General features: G+C 48.9%; 18 protein-coding genes, 1 rRNA gene and 2 pseudogenes. 13 read left to right on the top strand and 8 right to left on the bottom strand.

The features are described from left to right. Nucleotides 1-45: 45 nt before the first annotated feature. Nucleotides 46-1,588, bottom strand: a 16S ribosomal RNA gene (locus AYY17_RS05695). A gap of 493 nt (nucleotides 1,589-2,081) precedes the next feature. Here AYY17_RS05695 and AYY17_RS05700 point away from each other — a divergent pair. Further along, nucleotides 2,082-2,768 (top strand): FadR/GntR family transcriptional regulator, encoded by a 687-nt coding sequence (locus tag AYY17_RS05700; protein ID WP_067422121.1) that lies wholly within the window; start codon nucleotides 2,082-2,084, stop codon nucleotides 2,766-2,768. A gap of 85 nt (nucleotides 2,769-2,853) precedes the next feature. Then, nucleotides 2,854-4,269, top strand: a complete 1,416-nt coding sequence (gene mdtD / locus AYY17_RS05705) for a multidrug transporter subunit MdtD (protein WP_067422123.1) — start codon at nucleotides 2,854-2,856, stop codon at nucleotides 4,267-4,269. A gap of 135 nt (nucleotides 4,270-4,404) precedes the next feature. Here mdtD and rbsR read toward each other — a convergent pair whose 3' ends face one another. From rbsR to rbsD, 6 genes are all read right to left on the bottom strand, one after another. After that, on the bottom strand, nucleotides 4,405-5,406 hold the full coding sequence (gene rbsR / locus AYY17_RS05710; protein ID WP_412779009.1) for a ribose operon transcriptional repressor RbsR: 1,002 nt from the start codon (nucleotides 5,404-5,406) through the stop codon (nucleotides 4,405-4,407). Between the two features lie 4 nt (nucleotides 5,407-5,410). Continuing rightward, complete coding sequence (gene rbsK, locus AYY17_RS05715) at nucleotides 5,411-6,337, bottom strand: ribokinase (RefSeq protein ID WP_067422269.1); 927 nt, start codon at nucleotides 6,335-6,337, stop codon at nucleotides 5,411-5,413. A 79-nt stretch (nucleotides 6,338-6,416) separates the two neighbouring features. Then, complete coding sequence (gene rbsB, locus AYY17_RS05720) at nucleotides 6,417-7,307, bottom strand: ribose ABC transporter substrate-binding protein RbsB (protein ID WP_067399262.1); 891 nt, start codon at nucleotides 7,305-7,307, stop codon at nucleotides 6,417-6,419. A gap of 156 nt (nucleotides 7,308-7,463) precedes the next feature. Continuing rightward, a complete protein-coding gene (gene rbsC, locus AYY17_RS05725; RefSeq protein ID WP_067422127.1) occupies nucleotides 7,464-8,435 on the bottom strand; it encodes a ribose ABC transporter permease in 972 nt (323 codons plus the stop codon). A 3-nt stretch (nucleotides 8,436-8,438) separates the two neighbouring features. Continuing rightward, nucleotides 8,439-9,944: a ribose ABC transporter ATP-binding protein RbsA gene (gene rbsA, locus AYY17_RS05730; RefSeq protein WP_067422129.1), complete on the bottom strand. Its 1,506-nt coding sequence runs from the start codon at nucleotides 9,942-9,944 to the stop codon at nucleotides 8,439-8,441. Nucleotides 9,945-9,951: 7 nt separating this feature from the next. Further along, nucleotides 9,952-10,371, bottom strand: a complete 420-nt coding sequence (rbsD, locus tag AYY17_RS05735; protein WP_067422131.1) for a D-ribose pyranase — start codon at nucleotides 10,369-10,371, stop codon at nucleotides 9,952-9,954. 348 nt (nucleotides 10,372-10,719) lie between these two features. Between rbsD and AYY17_RS05740 the strand changes: the two genes are divergently transcribed. The 3 genes from AYY17_RS05740 (at nucleotide 10,720) to viaA (ending at nucleotide 14,363) form a co-directional block, all read left to right on the top strand. Then, complete coding sequence (locus tag AYY17_RS05740) at nucleotides 10,720-11,259, top strand: lytic polysaccharide monooxygenase (RefSeq protein WP_067422133.1); 540 nt, start codon at nucleotides 10,720-10,722, stop codon at nucleotides 11,257-11,259. A gap of 144 nt (nucleotides 11,260-11,403) precedes the next feature. Then, nucleotides 11,404-12,915, top strand: a complete 1,512-nt coding sequence (gene ravA / locus AYY17_RS05745) for an ATPase RavA (protein ID WP_067422135.1) — start codon at nucleotides 11,404-11,406, stop codon at nucleotides 12,913-12,915. Then, nucleotides 12,909-14,363 carry an ATPase RavA stimulator ViaA gene (gene viaA / locus AYY17_RS05750; protein WP_067422137.1) on the top strand — a complete coding sequence of 485 codons (1,455 nt, stop codon included), beginning with the start codon at nucleotides 12,909-12,911 and terminating at the stop codon, nucleotides 14,361-14,363. The genes ravA and viaA overlap by 7 nt, the downstream gene beginning before the upstream one ends. A gap of 23 nt (nucleotides 14,364-14,386) precedes the next feature. Here viaA and asnA read toward each other — a convergent pair whose 3' ends face one another. Then, entirely contained in the window at nucleotides 14,387-15,379 is a 993-nt protein-coding gene (asnA, locus tag AYY17_RS05755; protein WP_067422139.1) for an aspartate--ammonia ligase, read from the bottom strand. A 163-nt stretch (nucleotides 15,380-15,542) separates the two neighbouring features. Here asnA and asnC point away from each other — a divergent pair, with 163 nt between their 5' ends. The 8 genes and pseudogenes from asnC (at nucleotide 15,543) to atpF (ending at nucleotide 22,084) form a co-directional block, all read left to right on the top strand. After that, the gene (gene asnC, locus AYY17_RS05760; protein ID WP_067368974.1) at nucleotides 15,543-16,004 is read left to right on the top strand and encodes a transcriptional regulator AsnC; all 462 of its coding nucleotides are present in this window, start codon (nucleotides 15,543-15,545) and stop codon (nucleotides 16,002-16,004) included. An 89-nt stretch (nucleotides 16,005-16,093) separates the two neighbouring features. Beyond that, nucleotides 16,094-16,537, top strand: a complete 444-nt coding sequence (gene mioC / locus AYY17_RS05765; RefSeq protein WP_067422141.1) for an FMN-binding protein MioC — start codon at nucleotides 16,094-16,096, stop codon at nucleotides 16,535-16,537. Between the two features lie 372 nt (nucleotides 16,538-16,909). Then, a pseudogene (gene mnmG / locus AYY17_RS05770) lies at nucleotides 16,910-18,798 on the top strand (tRNA uridine-5-carboxymethylaminomethyl(34) synthesis enzyme MnmG). A gap of 3 nt (nucleotides 18,799-18,801) precedes the next feature. Continuing rightward, complete coding sequence (rsmG, locus tag AYY17_RS05775) at nucleotides 18,802-19,428, top strand: 16S rRNA (guanine(527)-N(7))-methyltransferase RsmG (RefSeq protein ID WP_067422271.1); 627 nt, start codon at nucleotides 18,802-18,804, stop codon at nucleotides 19,426-19,428. 602 nt (nucleotides 19,429-20,030) lie between these two features. Further along, nucleotides 20,031-20,409, top strand: a pseudogene (gene atpI, locus AYY17_RS05780) (F0F1 ATP synthase subunit I). A 30-nt stretch (nucleotides 20,410-20,439) separates the two neighbouring features. Further along, nucleotides 20,440-21,264: a F0F1 ATP synthase subunit A gene (gene atpB, locus AYY17_RS05785; protein ID WP_067399287.1), complete on the top strand. Its 825-nt coding sequence runs from the start codon at nucleotides 20,440-20,442 to the stop codon at nucleotides 21,262-21,264. 51 nt (nucleotides 21,265-21,315) lie between these two features. Then, complete coding sequence (gene atpE, locus AYY17_RS05790; protein WP_000429386.1) at nucleotides 21,316-21,555, top strand: F0F1 ATP synthase subunit C; 240 nt, start codon at nucleotides 21,316-21,318, stop codon at nucleotides 21,553-21,555. Between the two features lie 58 nt (nucleotides 21,556-21,613). Continuing rightward, nucleotides 21,614-22,084: a F0F1 ATP synthase subunit B gene (gene atpF, locus AYY17_RS05795; RefSeq protein WP_067368990.1), complete on the top strand. Its 471-nt coding sequence runs from the start codon at nucleotides 21,614-21,616 to the stop codon at nucleotides 22,082-22,084. Nucleotides 22,085-22,088: the final 4 nt, after the last annotated feature.

The raw sequence follows: 22,088 nt of genomic DNA on the forward strand, positions 1-22,088 counted from the left end.
TATCAGACAATCTGTTGTGAACACTCACATTCTCTACCGACTAGGTAAGGAGGTGATCCAACCGCAGGTTCCCCTACGGTTACCTTGTTACGACTTCACCCCAGTCATGAATCACAAAGTGGTAAGCGCCCTCCCGAAGGTTAAGCTACCTACTTCTTTTGCAACCCACTCCCATGGTGTGACGGGCGGTGTGTACAAGGCCCGGGAACGTATTCACCGTAGCATTCTGATCTACGATTACTAGCGATTCCGACTTCATGGAGTCGAGTTGCAGACTCCAATCCGGACTACGACGTACTTTGTGAGTTCCGCTTGCTCTCGCGAGGTCGCTTCCCTTTGTATACGCCATTGTAGCACGTGTGTAGCCCTACTCGTAAGGGCCATGATGACTTGACGTCATCCCCACCTTCCTCCGGTTTATCACCGGCAGTCTCCTTTGAGTTCCCGCCATTACGCGCTGGCAACAAAGGATAAGGGTTGCGCTCGTTGCGGGACTTAACCCAACATTTCACAACACGAGCTGACGACAGCCATGCAGCACCTGTCTCAGAGTTCCCGAAGGCACCAAAGCATCTCTGCTAAGTTCTCTGGATGTCAAGAGTAGGTAAGGTTCTTCGCGTTGCATCGAATTAAACCACATGCTCCACCGCTTGTGCGGGCCCCCGTCAATTCATTTGAGTTTTAACCTTGCGGCCGTACTCCCCAGGCGGTCGACTTAACGCGTTAGCTCCGGAAGCCACGCCTCAAGGGCACAACCTCCAAGTCGACATCGTTTACAGCGTGGACTACCAGGGTATCTAATCCTGTTTGCTCCCCACGCTTTCGCACCTGAGCGTCAGTCTTTGTCCAGGGGGCCGCCTTCGCCACCGGTATTCCTCCACATCTCTACGCATTTCACCGCTACACATGGAATTCTACCCCCCTCTACAAGACTCTAGCCGACCAGTCTCAGATGCAATTCCCGGGTTGAGCCCGGGGATTTCACATCTGACTTAATCAACCGCCTGCGTGCGCTTTACGCCCAGTAATTCCGATTAACGCTTGCACCCTCCGTATTACCGCGGCTGCTGGCACGGAGTTAGCCGGTGCTTCTTCTGTCGGTAACGTCAATTGCTGAGCATATTAAACTCAACACCTTCCTCCCGACTGAAAGTACTTTACAACCCTAAGGCCTTCTTCATACACGCGGCATGGCTGCATCAGGCTTGCGCCCATTGTGCAATATTCCCCACTGCTGCCTCCCGTAGGAGTCTGGGCCGTGTCTCAGTCCCAGTGTGGCTGATCATCCTCTCAGACCAGCTAGAGATCGTCGCCTAGGTGAGCCATTACCTCACCTACAAGCTAATCCCATATGGGTTCATCTGATGGCGCGAGGCCCGAAGGTCCCCCGCTTTGGTCCGAAGACATCATGCGGTATTAGCTACCGTTTCCAGTAGTTATCCCCCTCCATCAGGCAGATCCCCATACATTACTCACCCGTCCGCCGCTCGTCAGCAGAGAAGCAAGCTTCTCCCTGTTACCGCCCGACTTGCATGTGTTAGGCCTGCCGCCAGCGTTCAATCTGAGCCATGATCAAACTCTTCAATTAAAAGTGTTTGATGCTCAAAGAAATAAACTGTTTACTGCTGCTTCTTTCGAAGCTGCTGTTTTGGTCACTCTTCAAGACTTCTCAAAAATAATATTTTTTGCGATATGTCCTGTGAGTGCCCACACAGATTGTCTGATAAATTGTTAAAGAGCGTTGCAACTTACGCTGCCGTTGCCGGTCTTCTGCGTTGTTGCGAGGCTGCGTATGTTACGCTTTTCACCTCTGAAGTCAAGCATTTGTTTTTCAACTTTTTGCTGTCCTTCTCACTGTCGGCGCGCTTGTCAGCGTGTTGTTCCGTGTCAGTGAGGGCGCATTATAGACACTCGTTCAGATCTGGCAAGTGTTTATTTGAAAAAAATGTGCGTTCGCGTTTTTTTTAGACAAAACACGGGTATTTGGATTTTTATTCACCAGTTTTGTCATCAATATGCGTCATAATACCCCTTATTAGTCATTTCCCTGCTTTGCTAATGCATCACGTCAAGGAATCCGAATGCAGTTTTCAGAACAACTCAATGCCTCACAAAAGAATCTGTCCTATCTTCTGGCTGAAAAACTGGGGAAACAGATTTTATCCGGTCACTATCCGCCTGAATCTATATTGCCGGGTGAGATTGAGCTGGCCGCTCAATTTGAGGTCAGCCGGACCGCCGTCCGTGAAGCCGTCAAAATGCTGGCAGCGAAAGGGATGGTGTTACCCCGCCCGCGCATAGGAACCCGGGTTATGCCGACCATCAGCTGGAATTTTCTCGATCATGATTTTATTAAATGGTGGCTGAGCAGTGGTGACCACCGCCTGGTACTGAAGTATTTCCGTGAATTGCGTATCGCCATAGAGCCACAAGCCTGTGCACTGGCCGCTGTTAATGCCGCCAAAGAACAAAAACAGTCTCTTTCTTTTCTTTTAAAGGAGATGACATTGTTGTCAGATGATTTTGAGCGCGAAAAATGGATTGCTGTTGACCACCGTTTTCATCATTTAATTTATCAGGCGTGCGGAAATCCGTTCTTTGCTTCTTTCGCCAATTTATTCGATTTTGTGTATCACAACTTTTTTGAATCCATTACGACAAACCAGGTAATAGAGGTTGATCTCCATAAAGAGATAGTGGATGCCATTCTTGATGGTAATGGTGAGCGGGCCCTCCATGCTTGTCAGTTGTTGTTGAGCAAGGTATGAATGTGTAATAGTTATATTCATGACTATTAGCTTATGACTATATAGTAGTAGTGACAGTTACAAAGATAATGCATTAAGGGAAAATATGTTTAAAACAGCCCGGAATATGGCGGGTCTGCCGTGGATCGCCGCAATGGCGTTCTTTATGCAGGCGCTTGATGCCACCATTCTGAATACGGCTTTGCCGGATATCGCCAAAAGTCTGAACCATTCACCACTGGCGATGCAGTCTGCTGTCATCAGTTATACGCTGACAGTGGCATTGCTGATCCCGGTCAGTGGCTGGCTGGCAGACCGCTTCGGTACACGCCGGGTGTTTATTATTGCTGTTATTCTGTTTTCCCTGGGGTCTTTATTATGTGCCTTTTCTCCGAGCCTGCCGTTTTTAGTCACATCCCGGGTTATTCAGGGGATCGGCGGGGCGATGATGATGCCGGTTGCCCGCCTCGCATTATTACGTGCCTATCCGCGCAGTGAATTACTGCCGATTCTGAACTTTGTTACGATCCCCGGGTTAGTCGGTCCTGTATTGGGACCTTTGTTAGGTGGGATTTTAGTTACCTATGCGACCTGGCACTGGATTTTTATCATTAATATCCCTATCGGGATTTTAGGGATTATCTATGCCATCCGCCACATGCCTGATTTCACTATGCCTAAGCGCCGGTTTGATACCTTAGGGTTTGCGCTGCTCGGCGCCGGCCTGGTTTCACTTTCTGTCAGCCTGGATTTGTTCGGTGATAACGGACAGATCCCCGCGATGCCGTTCCTCGTCATGGGCGGTGGTTTTCTGTTACTGGTCTTTTATGCGCTCCATGCCCGCCGTATTACTGCACCGATTATTCCGTTAAGTCTGTTCCGCACGCGGACATTCAGTGTCGGGATCGCCGGAAATGTCGCCACACGCCTCGGTACGGGATGTATCCCGTTTCTGATGCCGCTGATGTTACAGGTCGGATTCGGCTATCCGGCCGTTGTCGCCGGAATGATGATGGCACCGACCGCTATCGGGGCAATTGTCGCCAAATCTGCCGTTACACAGATATTACGCCGCTATGGTTATCGCCTGACACTATTTGCTATCACATTGGTGATCGGGTCAATTATTTCTTCTTTCTGGTTCCAGTCGCCGGGCATGTCGATTTATCTGCTGGTTCTGCCGCTGTTTGTTTTAGGGATGGCGATGTCCACCCAGTTTACTGCAATGAACACCATTACTCTGGCAGACCTTACGGATCATAATGCCAGCTCGGGTAACAGTGTGCTGGCGGTAACACAGCAGCTTTCTATCAGTTTCGGGATTGCGGTGAGCGCATCAGTGTTGCGCTATTTTGAATCGCAGGATGAAGGGTCGGTTGTGGATAATTTCCATGCAACCTTTGTAACTGTCGGCGTGATGACGATTTTGTCCGCGTTTGTGTTCTTGTTCCTCAGCCGGACTGACGGACGGAATCTGATTAAAAAGAAAACCAGTCCCGCGGATACCCCGGCAACACACTAATATCCCCTTATTCATTCAAACTGCAGGTGTGTTGGCTGCTCTCAGCCAGCCGGGTCACATACTTGTGTATGCTCCCCGTCTGTCTTCCCTTGCCGCCTGCCTGCATCCTGAATGACGTTGGGTATAAAAACTATATCAGTGGGCAATCACCGATCCCCGGTCCACCAGCACCGGGGTCAGTACCAGCAGGTCAGATGGCGCGTCAGCATCATCCATACGGCGCAGTAGTTTATCGACAGCCAGTTTGCCCAGTTCATCTTTCGGCTGATGAACCGTTGTCAGCGGCGGGGTAAGATACGCCGCCAGATCGATATCATCATAACCAATCACCGCGATATCCTGCGGGACACGCAGTCCTTTCTGATATATCGCCTGATATGCCCCGACGGCCATTGCATCATTTCCGGCAAAAACAGCCTGCGGCAGAACCGGTAGTGATAACAGCTGATTCATGGCGGTAAAACCACCGCTGAACTCAAAATCACTTTCCAGTACATATTCTGCGGGCACATTCAGTCCGGCCAGTGACATTGCGCAGTAAAATCCCTCCAGGCGGGATTTCGCAGGTGATTTATCCAGCGGACCGGCAATACAGGCGATGCGGGTAAATCCATTTTCGATTAAATGATTTGTGGCAATTTCACCGCCGAGAAATGAATTATCCTGAATAACATCGCCACCGTATTCAAACGGTGACCAGTCCATCATTACCATAGGGATGCGCGGATAGCGGCTGAAAACATCCGGTGACGGTCCCCGGGTTTCCGTACACATCAGCAATAAACCATCGACCCGCTTTTGCAGCAGCGTTTCCAGGCTGCTGTTCATCCGCTGGTGATCCCCTTCCGTATTACAGAGGATCAGGCTGTAACCCCGCTCATAGCAGCTGCGCTCAACGCCACGGACAACTTCGGCATAAAACGGGTTATTACTGGTGGTGACCAGCATCCCGATAGTTTGGGTGCGGTTCATTTTTAAACTGCGCGCCAGCGCAGACGGCGCGTAATTCAGTTCAGTGATGGCATCATCAACTTTCTTGCGCACACCATCACTGACAAAACGATTGTTATTAATAACGTGGGAAACTGTTGAGGTCGAAACACCCGCCAGCCGTGCCACATCTTTCATTGTCGCCACAGTCTTAACCACGCGCAGCTAAAAAAGCATCAATTTCTTTACGCCATGGCACAGACGACTGTGCGCCGCGCCGTGTTACTGAGATTGCAGCAGCAGCATGAGCAAAACGCACTGCATCATCCGCTGGTTTGCCTTCCAGCAGCGCAGTCACATAGGCACCATTAAACGTATCACCTGCCGCAATCGTATCGACTGCATTCACTTTAAAGCCTGGGATACAGCGCCCTTCCCCGTTAATACTGAGCCAGACACCCCGGCTGCCCAGGGTGATAAGCACCTGTTCAATACCTTTGTCATGCAGCGCCTGTGCCGCTTTCGCCGCACCGGTTTCATCACTGACGGAAATCCCGGTCAGTTTTTCTGCTTCCGTTTCATTTGGCGTGATGACATCAACCAGACTCAGCAAAGTGTCAGGTAATTCACGGGCCGGTGCAGGGTTTAAGATGACTTTTGTCTGATTTTTCTTTGCGATTTCAGCCGCCGCAATCACTGTTTCCAGCGGAGACTCAAGCTGCATCAGCAATGCGTCCGACTGTGCCACAATCATCTGATATGGTGAAAAACATTCAGGAGTCAGTGCGGCATTCGCACCTGCGCTAATCCCAATCACGTTTTCACCGTCTCCGTTAACAAAAATCATCGCAACGCCGGTCGTGGTTTCCGGTATCACGCTAATCGCCGCGGTATGAATACGGTCATGCTTTAATTGAGCGAGGATCTCCGCGCCGATGGCATCATCACCCACACAGGCAATAAAGGTAATATCAGCACCACTACGCCCGCAGGCAACCGCCTGGTTTGCGCCCTTGCCGCCGAATGCTGTCTGGTATTGCTTACCGATCACCGTTTCGCCGGGGGCCGGAAACTGCGCAATATTCATAATGTGATCGACATTAATACTGCCAAGAACTGTCAGACGGGATGTTGTCATTACCTTTATTTCCTTATAGCTTACAATACTGCCGGTACGATACGCCCCGGCACACATGGTGCGTGCCGGGGAAATACAGTCAGTCTTTTACAATCAGTTCTAATTCAACCGGGATTGTTTTATCTGTTTTCTCACCTTTGAGAATTTTGTCAGCGGTCTGAATACCGATAATACCAATCTGGTCAGGGCGCTGTGCAACGGTTGCACTTAATTTGCCGCTTTTCACCGCTTTAATACCATCAGCTGTGCCGTCAAAACCCACCACCAGCACATCGTCACGACCGGCAGTCTGTAATGCGCGCTGCGCACCTAATGCCATTTCATCATTCTGTGCAAATACCGCCTGAACAGCCGGGTGCGCTGTCAGCAGGTTCTGCATCACATTCAGACCTTTGGTGCGGTCAAAATCAGCAGGCTGGCTCGCCAGAACATTCATTTTGTGCTCTGCAACTGCCTGTTTAAAGCCTTCGCCGCGCTCACGGGAGGCAGATGTTCCGGTAATTCCTTCCAGCTGAATAACTTTTGCATCATTACCGGCTTTACGGGCAATAAAATCACCGGCCAGTTTGCCGCCGAGGACGTTATCAGAGGCTACGTGGCTGACAACTTCACCTTTGTTGGCAACACGGTCTAAGGTGATAACCGGGATATTCGCTTTATTTGCCATCAGAACCGCATTACCGACTGCATCAGAGTCTGTCGGGTTGATAAGCATCAGTTTGGTGCCTTTGACAGTCAGATCCTGCACATTTGCCAGCTCTTTCGCCGGGTTATCCATAGAATCCAGCACAACCAGGTCATAACCCAGTTTGTTGGCTTCTTTCTGCGCACTGTCTTTCATGGTGACAAAGAACGGATTGTTCAGAGTGGAGATAACCAGGGCAATTGACTCTTTGGCCAGCGCATTTGCACTGATAGTGGCACTCAGCGCAACAACAGATAACAGGGTCGCAATCTTTTTCAGTTTCATATATCAGTTCCTGTAGGATCGGGTAAGTATACCCTTATTCATTCAAACTGCAGGTTCGTTGGCTGCGCTCAACCCGCCGGGTCACATAGTTTATCTATGCTCCTCGTCGGGCGGAGCTTGCCGCCTGCCTGCAACTTGAATGACGTTGGGTATAGATTATTTACTGCTTTTATTATCAACGAGTACGGCCAGCAAAATCACAACGGCTTTAACAATCATCTGGTAATTGGATGAAATTCCCAGCAGATTCAGCGCGTTATTCAGAAAACCTAAAATCAGCGCCCCGATAAGGGTGCCCATGATGCGTCCTTTCCCTCCGGCAAGACTGGTGCCGCCCAGAACCACTGCCGCAATGGCATCCAGCTCATAACCATTCCCGGCCATTGGCTGTGCAGAGGACAAACGCGCCACTTCAATCACACTGGCTAATGCCGCCAGCAGACCACACAATGCGTAAACAATAATTTTGATTTTATCGACACTGATACCGGACAACCGGGTGGCGGATTCATTACCGCCCAGCGCATAGATATGACGTCCGAGGCGGGTATGGTTCAGCAGATACCAGGCGCCGGCAAAAACGATAATCATCAGCCAGACCGGTGCGGGGATCCCGAACAGGCGACCGATCCCCAGCCAGCTGAATACATCGGCATTATCGCTGAAACCGGTACTTACCGGGCTGCCGTCGGTATACACACGGGTTACACCGCGCAGTAACAGCATCATTACCAGTGTGGCAATAAACGCCTGTACTTTTCCCTTGGCAACTATTATCCCGGTAACACCACCGATTGCCGCTCCCAGCGCCAGTGCGCCGAATACCGCCACAATCGCATTCACATCCGCGCCGACCATAGATGCCGCAACGGCGCCGGTCAGTGCCAGCAGAGAGCCGACAGACAGGTCAATTCCGGAAGTCAGGATAACCAACGTCATCCCTACCGCCATGATGGCGTTAACCGATGTCTGCTGAAGAATATTGAACATATTGTTGAGCGTAAAAAAGGTCGGGCTGATCATTGAGACGACAAAAATCAGGATAAATAATGCGATCAGTGATTTCTGCTCAAGCAGCCATTCTTTGGTAAACCAGCGCTTAGACGCCGGGGTTGAATCTGTACGCATATCTTACTCCTGCCCTGCGCCATATTGTTTGCCGACTGCCGCGGCCATTAATGCTTCCTGAGAGACCTGGTCTGCCGCAAACTCGCCGCTTATCCGTCCCTCATGCATAACAAGGATGCGATCACTCATTCCCATCACCTCCGGCATTTCCGAAGAGATAAGAATGATGCTTAGTCCCTCTTCTTTAAATTTATTAATCAGCTGATAAATTTCTTTTTTTGCCCCGACATCCACACCGCGCGTCGGCTCATCGAGGATAAGGACTTTCGGCCGGGTCATTAATCCGCGGGCAATCGCCACTTTCTGCTGATTTCCGCCGGATAAGAAGCCAATAGTCTGATCCATTCCGGGGGTTTTGATATTGAACAACTGAATAAAATCACCGACAGTCAGATGCTCTTCTTTATGATTAAGCCGCCCGGTTTTGCTGCTGAAATGCGGCAGTGCGGTCAGGGACATATTTTCTTTTACCGACATACCCAGCACCAGACCATCACGTTTGCGGTCCTCGGAGATATATACGATGCCGCTATCCAGTCCGGCTTTAGGCGATGAAATCTGACAGGTTTTGCCGTCGAGGGTCACGGTTCCGCCGGTTTTCGGCAATGCGCCGTAAATGATTTTCATCAGTTCTGTGCGCCCGGCGCCCATCAGCCCGGAGATTCCGAGGATCTCATTTTCATGCAGTGTGAAGCTGACATCATGCACATCGTGCCCGCTCAGATTTTTCACCACCAGCTTCTCTTTGCCGCGCGGTAAATTCAGGCGAGGATACTGTTCTTCCAGTTTGCGCCCGACCATCATTTCAATCAGGGTATCTTCTGTCAGTTCAGAAACCGGTTTTTCGCCGATAAACTGGCCGTCACGGAAAACCGTCACATCATCGCAAATCTCAAAAATTTCTTTCAGGCGGTGGGAGATATACACAATGCCGCAGCCCTGCTCACGCAGTTCACGGATAACACTGAAGAGGGATTCGGTTTCAGTGTCAGTCAGCGCGTCCGTCGGTTCATCCATAATGATGACTTTAGACTCAAAACTGAGCACTTTGGCAATCTCAACCATCTGCTGATCACCGATAGAGAGATCGGCCACCAGCCGGTGGCTGCTGTAGCGCAGATTCAGGCGGGCCAGTAATTTATCGGCTTCGGCATACATTTTTTTCCAGTCAATCGCGCCGAATGCCCGGGTAAACTCGCGTCCCAGAAAAATATTTTCGGCGATCGTCAGCTCAGGAATAAGGTTCAGTTCCTGATGGATAATCCCGATCCCGGCTTCCTGAGACGATTTAGGTCCCGTAAACCCGCACTCCTGCCCCAGAAACAGAATCTGACCGGCGTCTTTTTTATAGATCCCGGTCAGCACTTTCATCATGGTGGATTTTCCGGCACCGTTTTCCCCGACCAGCGCCATGACTTTACCGGGATACACCCGCAAAGCGGCACCGGATAAAGCTTTCACGCCGGGGAACGCTTTATCAATGCCTTTCAGTTCAAGTAACGGTTCCATAGCCACCTCAGAACGTGACGCCGGAGAACAACATAACATTGGCGAACGGCGTACATTCACCGGTACGGATCACCGCACGACTGTTTTGTGTCTGTAATTTAAAAGAGGCATGAGTCACATACTGAATCTGAATCACATTGCCCTGCTGTAACTCCAGTGCTTTCAGGTGCGCCACAATGGCATCATGCAACTCACTGTTACGGGTCTGAATATCTTCAGCCATTAACGCCGCTTCCACCTGCATTTCCTGCGTTATCACTTTAAACACAGACATAAAATCAGGCACACCCTGCGTTAACGCAAGATCAATACGAGGTGTGGCAGGCGGGATTGGCAGCCCGGCATCAGCGATAGTGATATGATCCGTATGACCCAGACGCGAGATAACGGCGGAAACATCACTGTTCAGTAAAGCCCCTTTCTTCATAAAATCCTCCTGAGCGAAACGTTTCGCTTTTGATATATGGTAGAAAAAACACAAGAAAACACAATGTTCAGCAATGAAAATTGTGATGGTGATCGAAACGTTTCGCTTATGAATATGTTAAATAAAAAAACTAACTGATTGAATGGCTTATAGCTGAATGGATTCACTTCAAAAAATACAGCCAGCACAAATAATCACACGCCGCTGACCCGGTGTAATCCCCTGTTTTCCGTCACTGACCTGCCGGTATATAACATTCTGATAATCCCCCCGCATCGCTATGCTCTCCGGGACACATAACCGGAGATCCATCATGCAAAAAAATACATAATCATCCCCCTTATCACTATGCTGTTCGCCACATCTGTTCTGGCTCACGGATATATCATCAGCCCGGCCAGCCGTTCCGAAAACTGTAAAGCGGGCAGCAATCCCGCCCAAATGTGTGGCTCAGCGCAGTGGGAGCCTCAGAGCATTGAAGCACTTTCCGGCTTTCCCGCAGGTAATTTTCCGCCGGATGGTCATCTGGCCAGTGGCGGAATTCCCCGCTTCCTGCCACTGGATATGCCCGGTGACGGCTGGCATAAAGTCCCTGTTAAAGCAGGAAAAACAGAATTTGTCTGGCGCAATACCGCATCCCACAAAACCCGGAACTGGCGGTATTACATCACCCGTCCGAACTGGGACAGTCACACGCCGCTGACCCGCAATTCCTTTGAACCGGAGCCGTTCTGTGTTCATGACGCAAAAGAGAGCGTGCCGCCGGTAACCCTTTCTCATCAGTGTGATATTCCGGAGCGTACCGGTTATCAGGTGATATACGGCGTATGGGAGATTGCAGATACCGCTAACAGTTTTTATCAGGTCATTGATGTCCGTTTTGACTGAACACCGCCGCCGCCGGAACTCCCGGCGGTTTTTTTATCATTAATTACCTGAAAAACAGAATAAACGTGATTTAACACAGTAAACACGGTAGCTTTTTTAGTTTATAAAGGCAGAAACTGCATCAGTAAATTTACGGGGATCGCCATGCAACGTTCAGAACGCATTGCTTTATTAAGCCGCCATCTGGAAACCGGCCTGTATGAACGCCAGCACGCCATCCGGCTCTGTTTATTAGCCACTCTCTGTGGTGAAAGTGTTTTTTTGCTCGGTCCGCCGGGAATAGCCAAAAGTATGATCGCACGGCGGATGAAACAAATATTCAGCCATGCCCGCGCGTTCGAATATCTGATGACCCGCTTCTCCACACCGGAAGAGATTTTCGGCCCTCTCTCTATTCAGGCATTGAAAGATGAAGGGAAATATCAGCGCATCACACAAGGTTATCTGCCGGATGCGGAAATTGTTTTTCTCGATGAAATCTGGAAAGCCGGTCCGGCTATTCTCAATACACTGCTGACCGCTATAAATGAACGCAAGTACCGCAATGGTAACAGTGAAGATACTATTCCCATGCGCTTGCTGGTGGCTGCATCGAATGAATTGCCGGACAATGACAGCAGCCTGGAAGCGCTTTATGACCGGATGCTTATCCGGCTGTGGCTCGATAAGTTGCAGGAAAAACAGAATTTCCGCGCCATGCTGAACAATACTCAGCGCGTCCCTGAAGACGTGATCCCCACACATTTACAGGTTACAGATGAAGAATACCATCAGTGGCAGACTGAGATTGACAGCATTGTGCTGACCGATCAGATATTCGAGCTTATTTACCAGTTACGCCGCGATATTGAACGGCTGGATAATGCGCCTTATATTTCTGACCGCCGCTGGAAAAAAGCCCTGAGACTGTTACAGGCCAGTGCCTTTTTTAACGGGCACGGCAGTATTACACCATTAGATCTTATCCTGCTGAAAGATTGCCTCTGGCATGATATGACCTCGCTGAAATCCATCCCGCAACTGCTGACACAACTGATGAGTGAACAGGCTTACCAGCAGCGCAGCCTGCTGCTGAAACTGGAGAAACACTATCAGGAGTGGCTGCTGGCAACACAAGCACAGCAATTACAGGATGCATTCGCTGTCATCAAAAATTCAGGGCGTTTCGCGCGCAAAGCCAGTTATGCATTACCGGATAACCAGCCGCCCGGCGCACTGACACTCTTTCTGCATACGCCACTCACATTGCATGATATTACTGTCACACATGTGGTTATTGAGCGCAGTGCTTTTGATACCTTTTTTGAAAAAGGCGAGCACATTGCAGTGAAATTCAACGGGATAGGATTTACCCAGTCTGTTTCTGCGGTGGTTAATGATAACGGACAGTTAATACTGCGTGATGTCAGCCTGCGCAGTTCCACACTGTTTCCCGCCGGAGAAAACCATCAGATGACGGATATTCAGAGGCAAACCTGGCTCGATACCTTGTCACCTATCCGCCAGTCACTGGTGCAACAGCGCCAGTTATTCGCACAGCATCAGCCGGCGCTGTTTATCAGCCATGAATGGATAGCCCTGATTGAAGAGAGCTTTCTGCCGGTTACAGAACGCCTGGAACAACTGACACACCAGATAAGCGGTAACCTGTGTTAAGTCTTTCGGCATTGGACCTGGCACTGGCCATTAATGAAGGGGAGCTGATTGAAGAGATCCTGCTGACATTATTAGCCGCCCCGCAGTTAGCCTGGTTTTTTGAAAAACATCCTCGTCTGAAGCGGGCGGTATTACACGACCTTCCTTCATGGCGGAAATCGCTGGAAGAGCGGGTGAAAGAAGCGCTCGTTCCGGCCGCGCTGGCAGAAGAATTCCGCCTTTACCAGCAAAGTATCAGTGCTGACCGCGTGGAATTTTACCGCCTGCTGCCCGGTGTGCTCACAGCCCTGTCAGAAAATAACTCCCCGTTTTCACCGGAAGCGCACCGCCTGCACCGCGATGAGCAGGAAACTACCTCACATCAGATTTTATTTAACCAGCGCTGGCGGCTGAGCCTTATCCTGCAGGTTACGACATACCACAAAAAAATTCTGGAGCAGGAAAAAGAACAATTACTGGCTGAGCTTCAGCAACATCTGGCTCTGAGCGGTAATTTAGATCCCCTTATCAGTGAAAATGATCGTGCTTCCGGTAAGTTGTGGGATCTGGCGAAAGGATCACTCAGGCAACCTAAACAAACAGATGATCTTCTGCTGCGCTACAGCGAGTTTCTGAAATCCCAGCCGGAGCTGGAAAAACTGGCGTCGCTGCTGGGGCGCAGTCAGACAGCAAAATCCGTTCCGGAAGAGAGCCATATACTTGAGCCATTCATAGTGACAGAACAGGTACCGGATTTTACACCGGAAGAAGTCAGCGGCGTCGGGCTGAGTGATGATGTACTGCGCCTGCTGCCGGCTGAACTGGCGTTTCTCGGTATAAGTGAGCTGGAGCTGGAGTTCTACCGGAAACTGGCGGAAAAACAATTATATACCTATCGCCTGCAAGGCGACCACTGGCAGGAGCGTCAGGTAATGCGTCCGGTTGTTCATCATCATGATGAAAAGCAGCCACGCGGACCATTCATTATCTGTATAGATACTTCCGGTTCTATGGGAGGCTTCAATGAACGCTGCGCCAAAGCATTTTGTCTGGCACTGGTGAAAATAGCGATGGCGGATAACCGTCAGTGCCATGTGATGCTCTTCTCCACAGAACAGGTACATTATGATTTTCTGGACCGGGATGGTATCGAACAAATGACCCGCTTTCTGTTGCAGAGTTTTAAAGGCGGAACTGATCTGGCGTCCTGTCTGGCAGAAACAGCAAAACGGCTGGAGATGCCGCAGTGGCGTGATGCGGATGTGGTTGTGATGTCTGATTTTATTGCCCAGCGGTTGCCGGATGACGTGGTAAAACAGGTAAAACACTCACAGTTACAGGGGAAACACCGCTTCCATGCGGTAGCCCTGTCCCATTACGGAAAGCCCGGTATCATGCGTATTTTTGACCACATCTGGCGCTTCGATACCGGCTTAAAAACACGTTTGCTACGCCAATTCAGACGGTGAGCCGGTCAGCTCACCGGGAACATTTACAGCATATCAGCGATAGTTTCGCGCACTTCCGGTGCCCAGACGCTGCACTGTACCTGACCGATATGGCTGCGTTGCAGCAATAACATCACCAGACGCGACTGACCAATCCCGCCACCGACAGTCTGCGGCATTTCACCGGCAGCCAGCGCTTTATGCCAGTCCAGCTCCATGCGCTCCTGCTGACTGGTCAGATCCAGCTGGCGGGCCAGTGTAACCGGGTCCACGCGGATCCCCATGGAAGATAACTCAAACGCATCCTGTAATACCGGGTTCCACACGAGGATATCCCCGTTTAACCCTTTGTAACCGTCGCTGTTTTCAGTCGTCCAGTCATCGTAATCAGGTGCGCGGACATCGTGTGATTCACCGTGTGATAATTTACCGCCGATGCCGATTAAAAAGACGGCGCCCAGCTCTTTTGCGATGGCACGCTCACGACCTTTGGCATCAAGATCCGGATAACGTGCAAGCAGTTCTTCAGAGTGAATAAAATGAATTTGGTCCGGCAGGAACGGTGTCAGACCAAATTCCTTACTTACTGCAAGTTCTGTTTCTTTTATTGTCTGATATATTTTACTCACTGTCTGCTTCAGATAAGGCAAGGTACGCTCCTCATCTGCCATCACTTTTTCCCAGTCCCACTGATCAACATACACAGAGTGGATTGGGGTTAAGCGATCCTCATCAGGACGCAACGCTTTCATATCAGTGTACAAACCCTGTCCCGGCTGAAAATCAAAACGCCCTAAGGTTTTACGTTTCCATTTAGCCAGTGAATGTACAACTTCAAAGGTTGAGCCCGGCAATGATTTAACTTTCACCTGAACCGCTTTTTCACTTCCGGATAAATTATCCTGAGTACCATCACCCACGCGGCTTAAGATAGGACCCTGAACTTCAATCAGGCCCAGTTGTTTTTCCAGCAGACGTGAAAAATAAGATTTCACGAAGCTGATTTGCTGCTGCTGTCGGATGAATGATTTTTCCATGATAATAATCCTTGTTATGCGGAACATGTATTGCCTGTGAGATAGATTAAGCAACAGAATAGGGTATAAATTCAATATACTTTATCAAAAATACCCTTTACCATTTATAAAATTCATTTTAAAGGCGTCTAAAATGAATTTTCGCTAATTTAGAGGGCTTAAAATGACCGAAATTTATCAGATCGATAATCTGGACCGTGACATACTTCACGCTTTAATGGCAAATGCCCGCACACCTTATGCGGAATTAGCTAAAAAATTCGCCGTCAGTCCGGGAACCATTCATGTCCGCGTCGAAAAAATGAAGCAGGCAGGTATCATCACCGGGACGCGGGTGGATATCAGTGCAAAGCACCTGGGCTTTGATGTGACCTGTTTTATCGGCATCATTTTGAAAAGTGCCAAAGACTATCCCACCGCTCTGACAAAACTCGATAAGCTTGAAGAGGTGGTTGAAGTCTATTACACCACCGGGCAGTACAGCATTTTTATTAAAGTGATGTGTAAAACGATCGAGTCACTTCAGGATGTACTTATCAACAAGATCCAGAGTATTGATGAGATACAGTCCACCGAAACACTTATCTCCTTACAAAACCCGATCATACGAACGATCCACCCGTAAGAAAAAAAATGTTATAACCACAATATCCACAGGTAGATCCCAGCTGTTTCACAGAGTACAATGTCGGCTCTTTACAGCAGGGGATCACCATGACCACAGTTACACTCATCAGCGGAAGTACAATGGGCAGCGCAGAATATGTCGCTGAGCATGTTGCGGAAATACTGGATAACAGCGGGTTTACCACTGATATACAGCATGGCCCTGAACTGAATGATGTCCCGCAGCAGAACTGCACCTGGTTAATCGTCGCATCAACGCATGGCGCAGGTGACCTTCCTGAAAATATTCAGCCATTCGCTGACGCCCTGCGTGAGCAGAAACCTGACCTGAGCAGCATCCGCTATGGTGCTATCGGGATCGGCAGCAGTGAATATGATACTTTTTGCGGTGCAATCCGGACGCTCGATACGCTTCTTGCTTCTCTGGGTGCGCAAAAAATCGGTGAATCACTCGAAATAGATATCCAGAAACATGAGATTCCTGAAGATCCCGCGGAGATCTGGATCAAAGAATGGATAAATTTGTGCTGATTTGCTGATAAAAACAGCAGTCAGATGTGGATAACTCTGGGATCAACCTGCGATCAACCCGTAGTTATTCACTGAATAAGATCGCCTCTCCTACCCCCCTGTGGATAAACAGGTCTTTTAACCCCAGCTTATACGTGCCGGGATCAACGGAACCTCACAGGAAAGGATCCTTTACAGTTTAATGATCTGTATAGGGATTTTTAACTTATCCACAGAAGGTCACGATCCTAATAAAAGATCTAATAAAGAGATCTTTAAATAAAAAGATCTTTAAATAATTACACCGCTCATACCGCACATGGTCAGATGCCACGAGTTGAGTTATATTCTTTTCCCCGATGCACAACTGCATTTTGTAATGAAGGTTTTAACATGTTTTATCCGGATCATTTTGACGTCATAGTTATCGGTGGTGGCCATGCCGGTACTGAAGCTGCAATGGCTGCTGCACGAATGGGTCGTCAAACTCTTTTGCTGACTCACAATATCGACACTCTGGGTCAGATGTCCTGCAACCCTGCTATCGGTGGGATCGGCAAGGGACATCTGGTAAAAGAGATCGATGCCATGGGCGGTCTGATGGCACATGCCACTGACTGCGCCGGTATTCAGTTCAGAACACTCAATAACAGCAAAGGACCGGCTGTTCACGCCACCCGTGCCCAGGCTGACCGTGTGCTTTACCGGCAAGCCGTCAGAATGGCTCTGGAAAATCAGCCTAACCTGACTATCTTCCAGCAACCGGTTGAAGATCTTATCGTTGAAAACGATATAGTGACCGGTGCTGTAACCAAAATGGGACTGAAATTCAGGGCAAAATCTATTGTGCTGACAGTCGGGACATTCCTGGACGGCAAAATTCATATCGGACTGGAAAACTACAGCGGTGGCCGTGCCGGTGATCCGCCGTCTGTCTCCCTGTCACACCGTCTGCGGGAATTGCCGCTGCGTGTTGGTCGTCTGAAAACAGGCACACCGCCACGTATTGATGCACGGACTATTGATTTTGCTCAGCTGGCAGCACAATACGGTGATAATCCGGAGCCGGTTTTCTCGTTCATGGGAAATGTGGATCAGCATCCTGAACAGATGCCGTGCCACATCACGTACACCAATGAAAAAACCCATGATGTTATCCGTCAGAATTTAGATCGCAGCCCGATGTACGCCGGTGTGATCGAAGGGATCGGGCCGCGTTACTGCCCGTCCATTGAAGATAAAGTGATGCGGTTTGCTGATCGTAATCAGCATCAGATTTTCCTGGAGCCTGAAGGGCTGACCAGCAATGAGATTTACCCTAACGGGATCTCCACCAGCCTGCCGTTCGATGTGCAGATGAAAATCGTTCATTCGATGAAAGGCCTGGAAAATGCACAAATTGTCCGTCCCGGTTATGCCATCGAATATGATTTCTTTGACCCCCGTGACCTGAAACAAACGCTGGAAAGCAAACATCTGCACGGCTTGTTCTTTGCCGGTCAGATTAACGGCACGACAGGTTACGAAGAGGCTGCGGCTCAGGGCCTGCTGGCAGGACTGAATGCAGCCCGTTATGCGACAGAACAGGAAGCTGGTTCCCGCGCCGTGATCAGGCATATATCGGCGTACTGGTTGACGATCTCTGTACGCTCGGCACCAAAGAACCGTACCGGATGTTTACGTCCCGTGCGGAATACCGCCTGATGCTGCGTGAAGATAACGCCGATGCCCGTCTGACCGAAACCGGTCGTGAATTAGGGCTGGTGGATGATGCCCGTTGGGCTCATTTCTGCGAAAAAATGGAGTTGATCGAAAAAGAACGTCAGCGCCTGCGCGATATTCGTGTACATCCGCAATCGGAATCAGTCAAAGAGATCAATGCGATCCTCAATACTCCGCTGTCAAAAGAAGCTAACGGGGAAGATCTTCTCCGTCGTCCGGAAATTGACTACGCGGGACTGATGACCCTGAGTACATTTGCCCCGGGTGTCGATTCTCCGGTTGCTGCTCAGCAGGTGGAAATTCAGGTGAAATATGAAGGGTATATTTCACGTCAGCAGGAAGAAATTCAGCGTCAGTTGCGCAATGAAAATGCCACACTGCCGGCTGATATTGATTACCGCCAGGTATCCGGCCTCTCTAACGAAGTCGTGGCCAAACTTATCGATCATAAACCGACATCCATCGGACAAGCTTCCAGGATTTCAGGTATCACACCGGCAGCCATTTCAATTTTGCTGATCTGGCTGAAAAAACAGGGACTTTTGCGGCGGAGTGCGTAAGTGATGAATGATTTACACCAACAATTGTCTGCGTTGCTGCGCAGTGCGGATATCCGGCTGACCGATCAGCAAAAACAGCAGTTGGTCGGCTATGTGGACATGCTTCACAAGTGGAACAAAGCCTACAATCTGACATCGGTACGTCAGCCGGAACAGATGCTGGTACGCCATATCATGGACAGCATCGTTGTTAATCCGCACCTGACCGGCAACCGGTTTATCGATGTCGGTACGGGGGCCGGTCTGCCGGGGGTTCCGCTGGCGATTGTCCGCCCCGATGCACATTTTGTCCTTCTGGACAGCCTGGGCAAGCGCATACGCTTTCTTAAGCAGGTTCAGCATGAGCTGGGACTGACAAACATCGAGCCGGTTCAGTGTCGTGCGGAAGAGTATCAGGGGGAACGGTTTGACGGTGTCATCAGCCGGGCATTTGCCTCACTGGACGATATGCTCAAATGGTGCCGGCATTTGTCTGCGCAAGAGAACGGACGGTTTTTTGCACTGAAAGGAAGTGTTCCGCAAGAGGAACTGACCCGGTTACCTGAAGGTATTTCTCTGGTGAATGTGGAGAAATTATCGGTTCCGCAACTTGATGAACAACGCCATCTGGTCGTTCTTAAAGTAAATTGAGTTTGCTGTACATCAAAAAACTGAAATATATTTAAGGGGTCGGAGTCAGCGCATTTTCTGCACCGCCCCTTTATTTTTACCGGTTTGAAAATAAAATGCGTAACGGTGACGTTACAAAATGACAACTGGTGACAGAGTAAACATTGGTCTGTTTTTATACCGGAAAAATGCGGGCAGGCAAATTTTCCCGATAATCTATTTTTTAAAAAAAAAATTATTTAATTTAAAATTAATCTGTAAATATCAGATTGTCATTTAAATATTTAATTAACTGGTTGATTGGTATTACTATTTTAACTATCGTTAATCGCTATAAAATGTTAATTCAACTAATGTATTTTATGTTATGTGATTTTTATCACGTTTCAAAAATGAGTCGCGCATCGTATTCTGAGGTAAGGTAGACTCTCTTTTTTATACGATTTGTGGTGGATGCAGAGAAATTAATTTTTTATTCACTTTTTCGCTACTTATTGATTGAAAACAATCTGACTGCCCGTATAATTTGCACGTTTTTGTCTCTTGACACTCTCGCGCAAAGGCAGTTTTATACATCATCAGTAAGCCTGACTCTAAAGGTGCATACGGGGAAAATAAATGTCATGTCTGTCTCCCTTTTCAACGGAAAATTGACTAAAAAACTGTTATTTTTGCAGTTTATGACGTTTGTTGTACTTAGTGCGCTTTTTTGCATAAAAAGTATCGAATGGGGTGCTTCCGCGCTGGCCGGGGGAGTTGCTGCATGGATACCGAATGCGATTTTTTTTGCTGGTTAGTAACCGGCAGAAAGCGTACGAGGAATTACAGTCGTACCGGATTGCATGGTTTTTTGTACTGGGGGAAGGGTTTAAAGTTATCCTTGCGATAGCAATACTGATGGTTGCTTTAGGAGTGTTTAAAGCGGCAGTTGTACCACTTGTACTGACCTATTTAGCGGTGCTTTTTGTGCAGATTATTGCACCGGCCGTGCTAAGCCGTTAGCGGTTTTAACAACAAAGGGTAAGAGGCATCATGTCTGCATCAGGAGAAAGTTTAACCACAAAAGAGTATATCGGTGGACACCTGAATAACCTTCAGCTGGACCTGAATACTTTCGAGTTGGTCAATCCCCATGCGAACGTTACTCCATCGTTTTGGACGCTGAACATTGACTCCCTCTTCTTCTCAGTCATATTAGGTATTTTATTTTTATGGCTTTTCAGAAGAGTGGCAAAGAAAGCGACAAGTGGCGTTCCCGGGAAATTTCAGACTGCGGTAGAAATGCTTATCGGCTTTGTTGATAGCAACGTACGTGATATGTATCACGGCAAGAGCAAGGTTATTGCACCTCTCGCATTAACTGTGTTCGTGTGGGTGCTATTGATGAACGCACTGGACTTATTACCAATCGACTTCATTCCGTATATCGGTGAACACATCCTCGGTTTACCTGCTCTGCGTATCGTTCCGACCGCAGATGTAAGTATCACACTGTCGATGGCGATTGGTGTATTTGTTCTTATCCTCTTTTACAGCATCAAGATGAAAGGCGTGAAAGGATTTGCTAAAGAGCTGACATTACAGCCCTTTAACCATCCTATCTTCATTCCTGTCAACCTGATTCTGGAAGGGGTAAGCCTGCTATCAAAACCGGTATCACTCGGTCTCCGACTGTTTGGTAACATGTATGCAGGTGAGCTGATCTTCATTCTTATTGCAGGTCTGCTACCGTGGTGGTCACAGTGGTTACTGAGCCTTCCGTGGGCTATTTTCCACATACTGATTATTACGTTACAAGCCTTTATCTTTATGGTTCTGACGATCGTCTATCTGTCGATGGCATCTGAAGAGCACTAATTTTTATTATCAATAAACTGTGATTTAACTGAAACAAACTTGGAGACTGTCATGGAAAACCTGAATATGGATCTGCTGTACATGGCTGCCGCTGTAATGATGGGCCTGGCGGCTATCGGTGCTGCGATCGGTATCGGCATCCTCGGTGGGAAATTTTTGGAAGGTGCTGCTCGTCAGCCTGATTTAATCCCTCTGCTGCGTACGCAGTTCTTCATCGTTATGGGTCTGGTTGACGCCATCCCGATGATCGCTGTGGGTCTGGGCTTGTATGTAATGTTTGCGGTCGCGTAGTGACGCGGCTTCACCCTGATATTTACATCAACTCAATTAACAAAAGAGGTATTGTGCTGTGAATCTTAACGCAACAATCCTCGGCCAGGCCATCGCGTTTGTCCTGTTTGTTTTGTTCTGTATGAAGTTTGTATGGCCACCGATTATGGCGGCCATTGAAAAGCGTCAAAAAGAAATTGCTGACGGTTTATCTTCCGCAGAACGTGCTAAAAAGGACCTGGACTTAGCGCAAGCCAATGCGACCGACCAAATGAAAAAAGCGAAAGCGGAAGCATCTGCCCTTATCGATCAAGCGAATAAACAACGCGCTCAGATTATCGATGAAGCAAAAGCAGAAGCGGAAGTTGAGCGTAGCAAAATCGTTGCTCAGGCACAGGCGGAAATTGACGCCGAACGCAAACGGGCACGGGAAGAGTTACGCAAGCAGGTCGCCATTTTAGCTGTCGCGGGTGCCGAGAAAATTATTGAACGTACCGTGGATGAAGCTGCTAACAGCGACATCGTTGATAAACTTGTCGCTGAACTGTAAGGAG

The organism is Morganella psychrotolerans (assembly GCF_001676055.1).
Lineage (GTDB): Bacteria > Pseudomonadota > Gammaproteobacteria > Enterobacterales > Enterobacteriaceae > Morganella > Morganella psychrotolerans_B.

What these genes read in the sequence shown, in the direction of transcription:
- rsmG (WP_067422271.1), top strand. Translation starts at nt 18,802, where the DNA reads ATGAATGATTTACACCAACAATTGTCTGCGTTGCTGCGCAGTGCGGAT.
- atpE (WP_000429386.1), top strand. Translation starts at nt 21,316, where the DNA reads ATGGAAAACCTGAATATGGATCTGCTGTACATGGCTGCCGCTGTAATG.
- asnA (WP_067422139.1), bottom strand. Translation starts at nt 15,379, where the DNA reads ATGGAAAAATCATTCATCCGACAGCAGCAGCAAATCAGCTTCGTGAAA.
- rbsK (WP_067422269.1), bottom strand. Translation starts at nt 6,337, where the DNA reads ATGACAACATCCCGTCTGACAGTTCTTGGCAGTATTAATGTCGATCAC.
- AYY17_RS05700 (WP_067422121.1), top strand. Translation starts at nt 2,082, where the DNA reads ATGCAGTTTTCAGAACAACTCAATGCCTCACAAAAGAATCTGTCCTAT.
- rbsB (WP_067399262.1), bottom strand. Translation starts at nt 7,307, where the DNA reads ATGAAACTGAAAAAGATTGCGACCCTGTTATCTGTTGTTGCGCTGAGT.
- rbsC (WP_067422127.1), bottom strand. Translation starts at nt 8,435, where the DNA reads ATGCGTACAGATTCAACCCCGGCGTCTAAGCGCTGGTTTACCAAAGAA.
- rbsD (WP_067422131.1), bottom strand. Translation starts at nt 10,371, where the DNA reads ATGAAGAAAGGGGCTTTACTGAACAGTGATGTTTCCGCCGTTATCTCG.
- ravA (WP_067422135.1), top strand. Translation starts at nt 11,404, where the DNA reads ATGCAACGTTCAGAACGCATTGCTTTATTAAGCCGCCATCTGGAAACC.
- AYY17_RS05740 (WP_067422133.1), top strand. Translation starts at nt 10,720, where the DNA reads ATGCTGTTCGCCACATCTGTTCTGGCTCACGGATATATCATCAGCCCG.
- rbsA (WP_067422129.1), bottom strand. Translation starts at nt 9,944, where the DNA reads ATGGAACCGTTACTTGAACTGAAAGGCATTGATAAAGCGTTCCCCGGC.
- mioC (WP_067422141.1), top strand. Translation starts at nt 16,094, where the DNA reads ATGACCACAGTTACACTCATCAGCGGAAGTACAATGGGCAGCGCAGAA.
- mdtD (WP_067422123.1), top strand. Translation starts at nt 2,854, where the DNA reads ATGTTTAAAACAGCCCGGAATATGGCGGGTCTGCCGTGGATCGCCGCA.
- asnC (WP_067368974.1), top strand. Translation starts at nt 15,543, where the DNA reads ATGACCGAAATTTATCAGATCGATAATCTGGACCGTGACATACTTCAC.
- atpB (WP_067399287.1), top strand. Translation starts at nt 20,440, where the DNA reads ATGTCTGCATCAGGAGAAAGTTTAACCACAAAAGAGTATATCGGTGGA.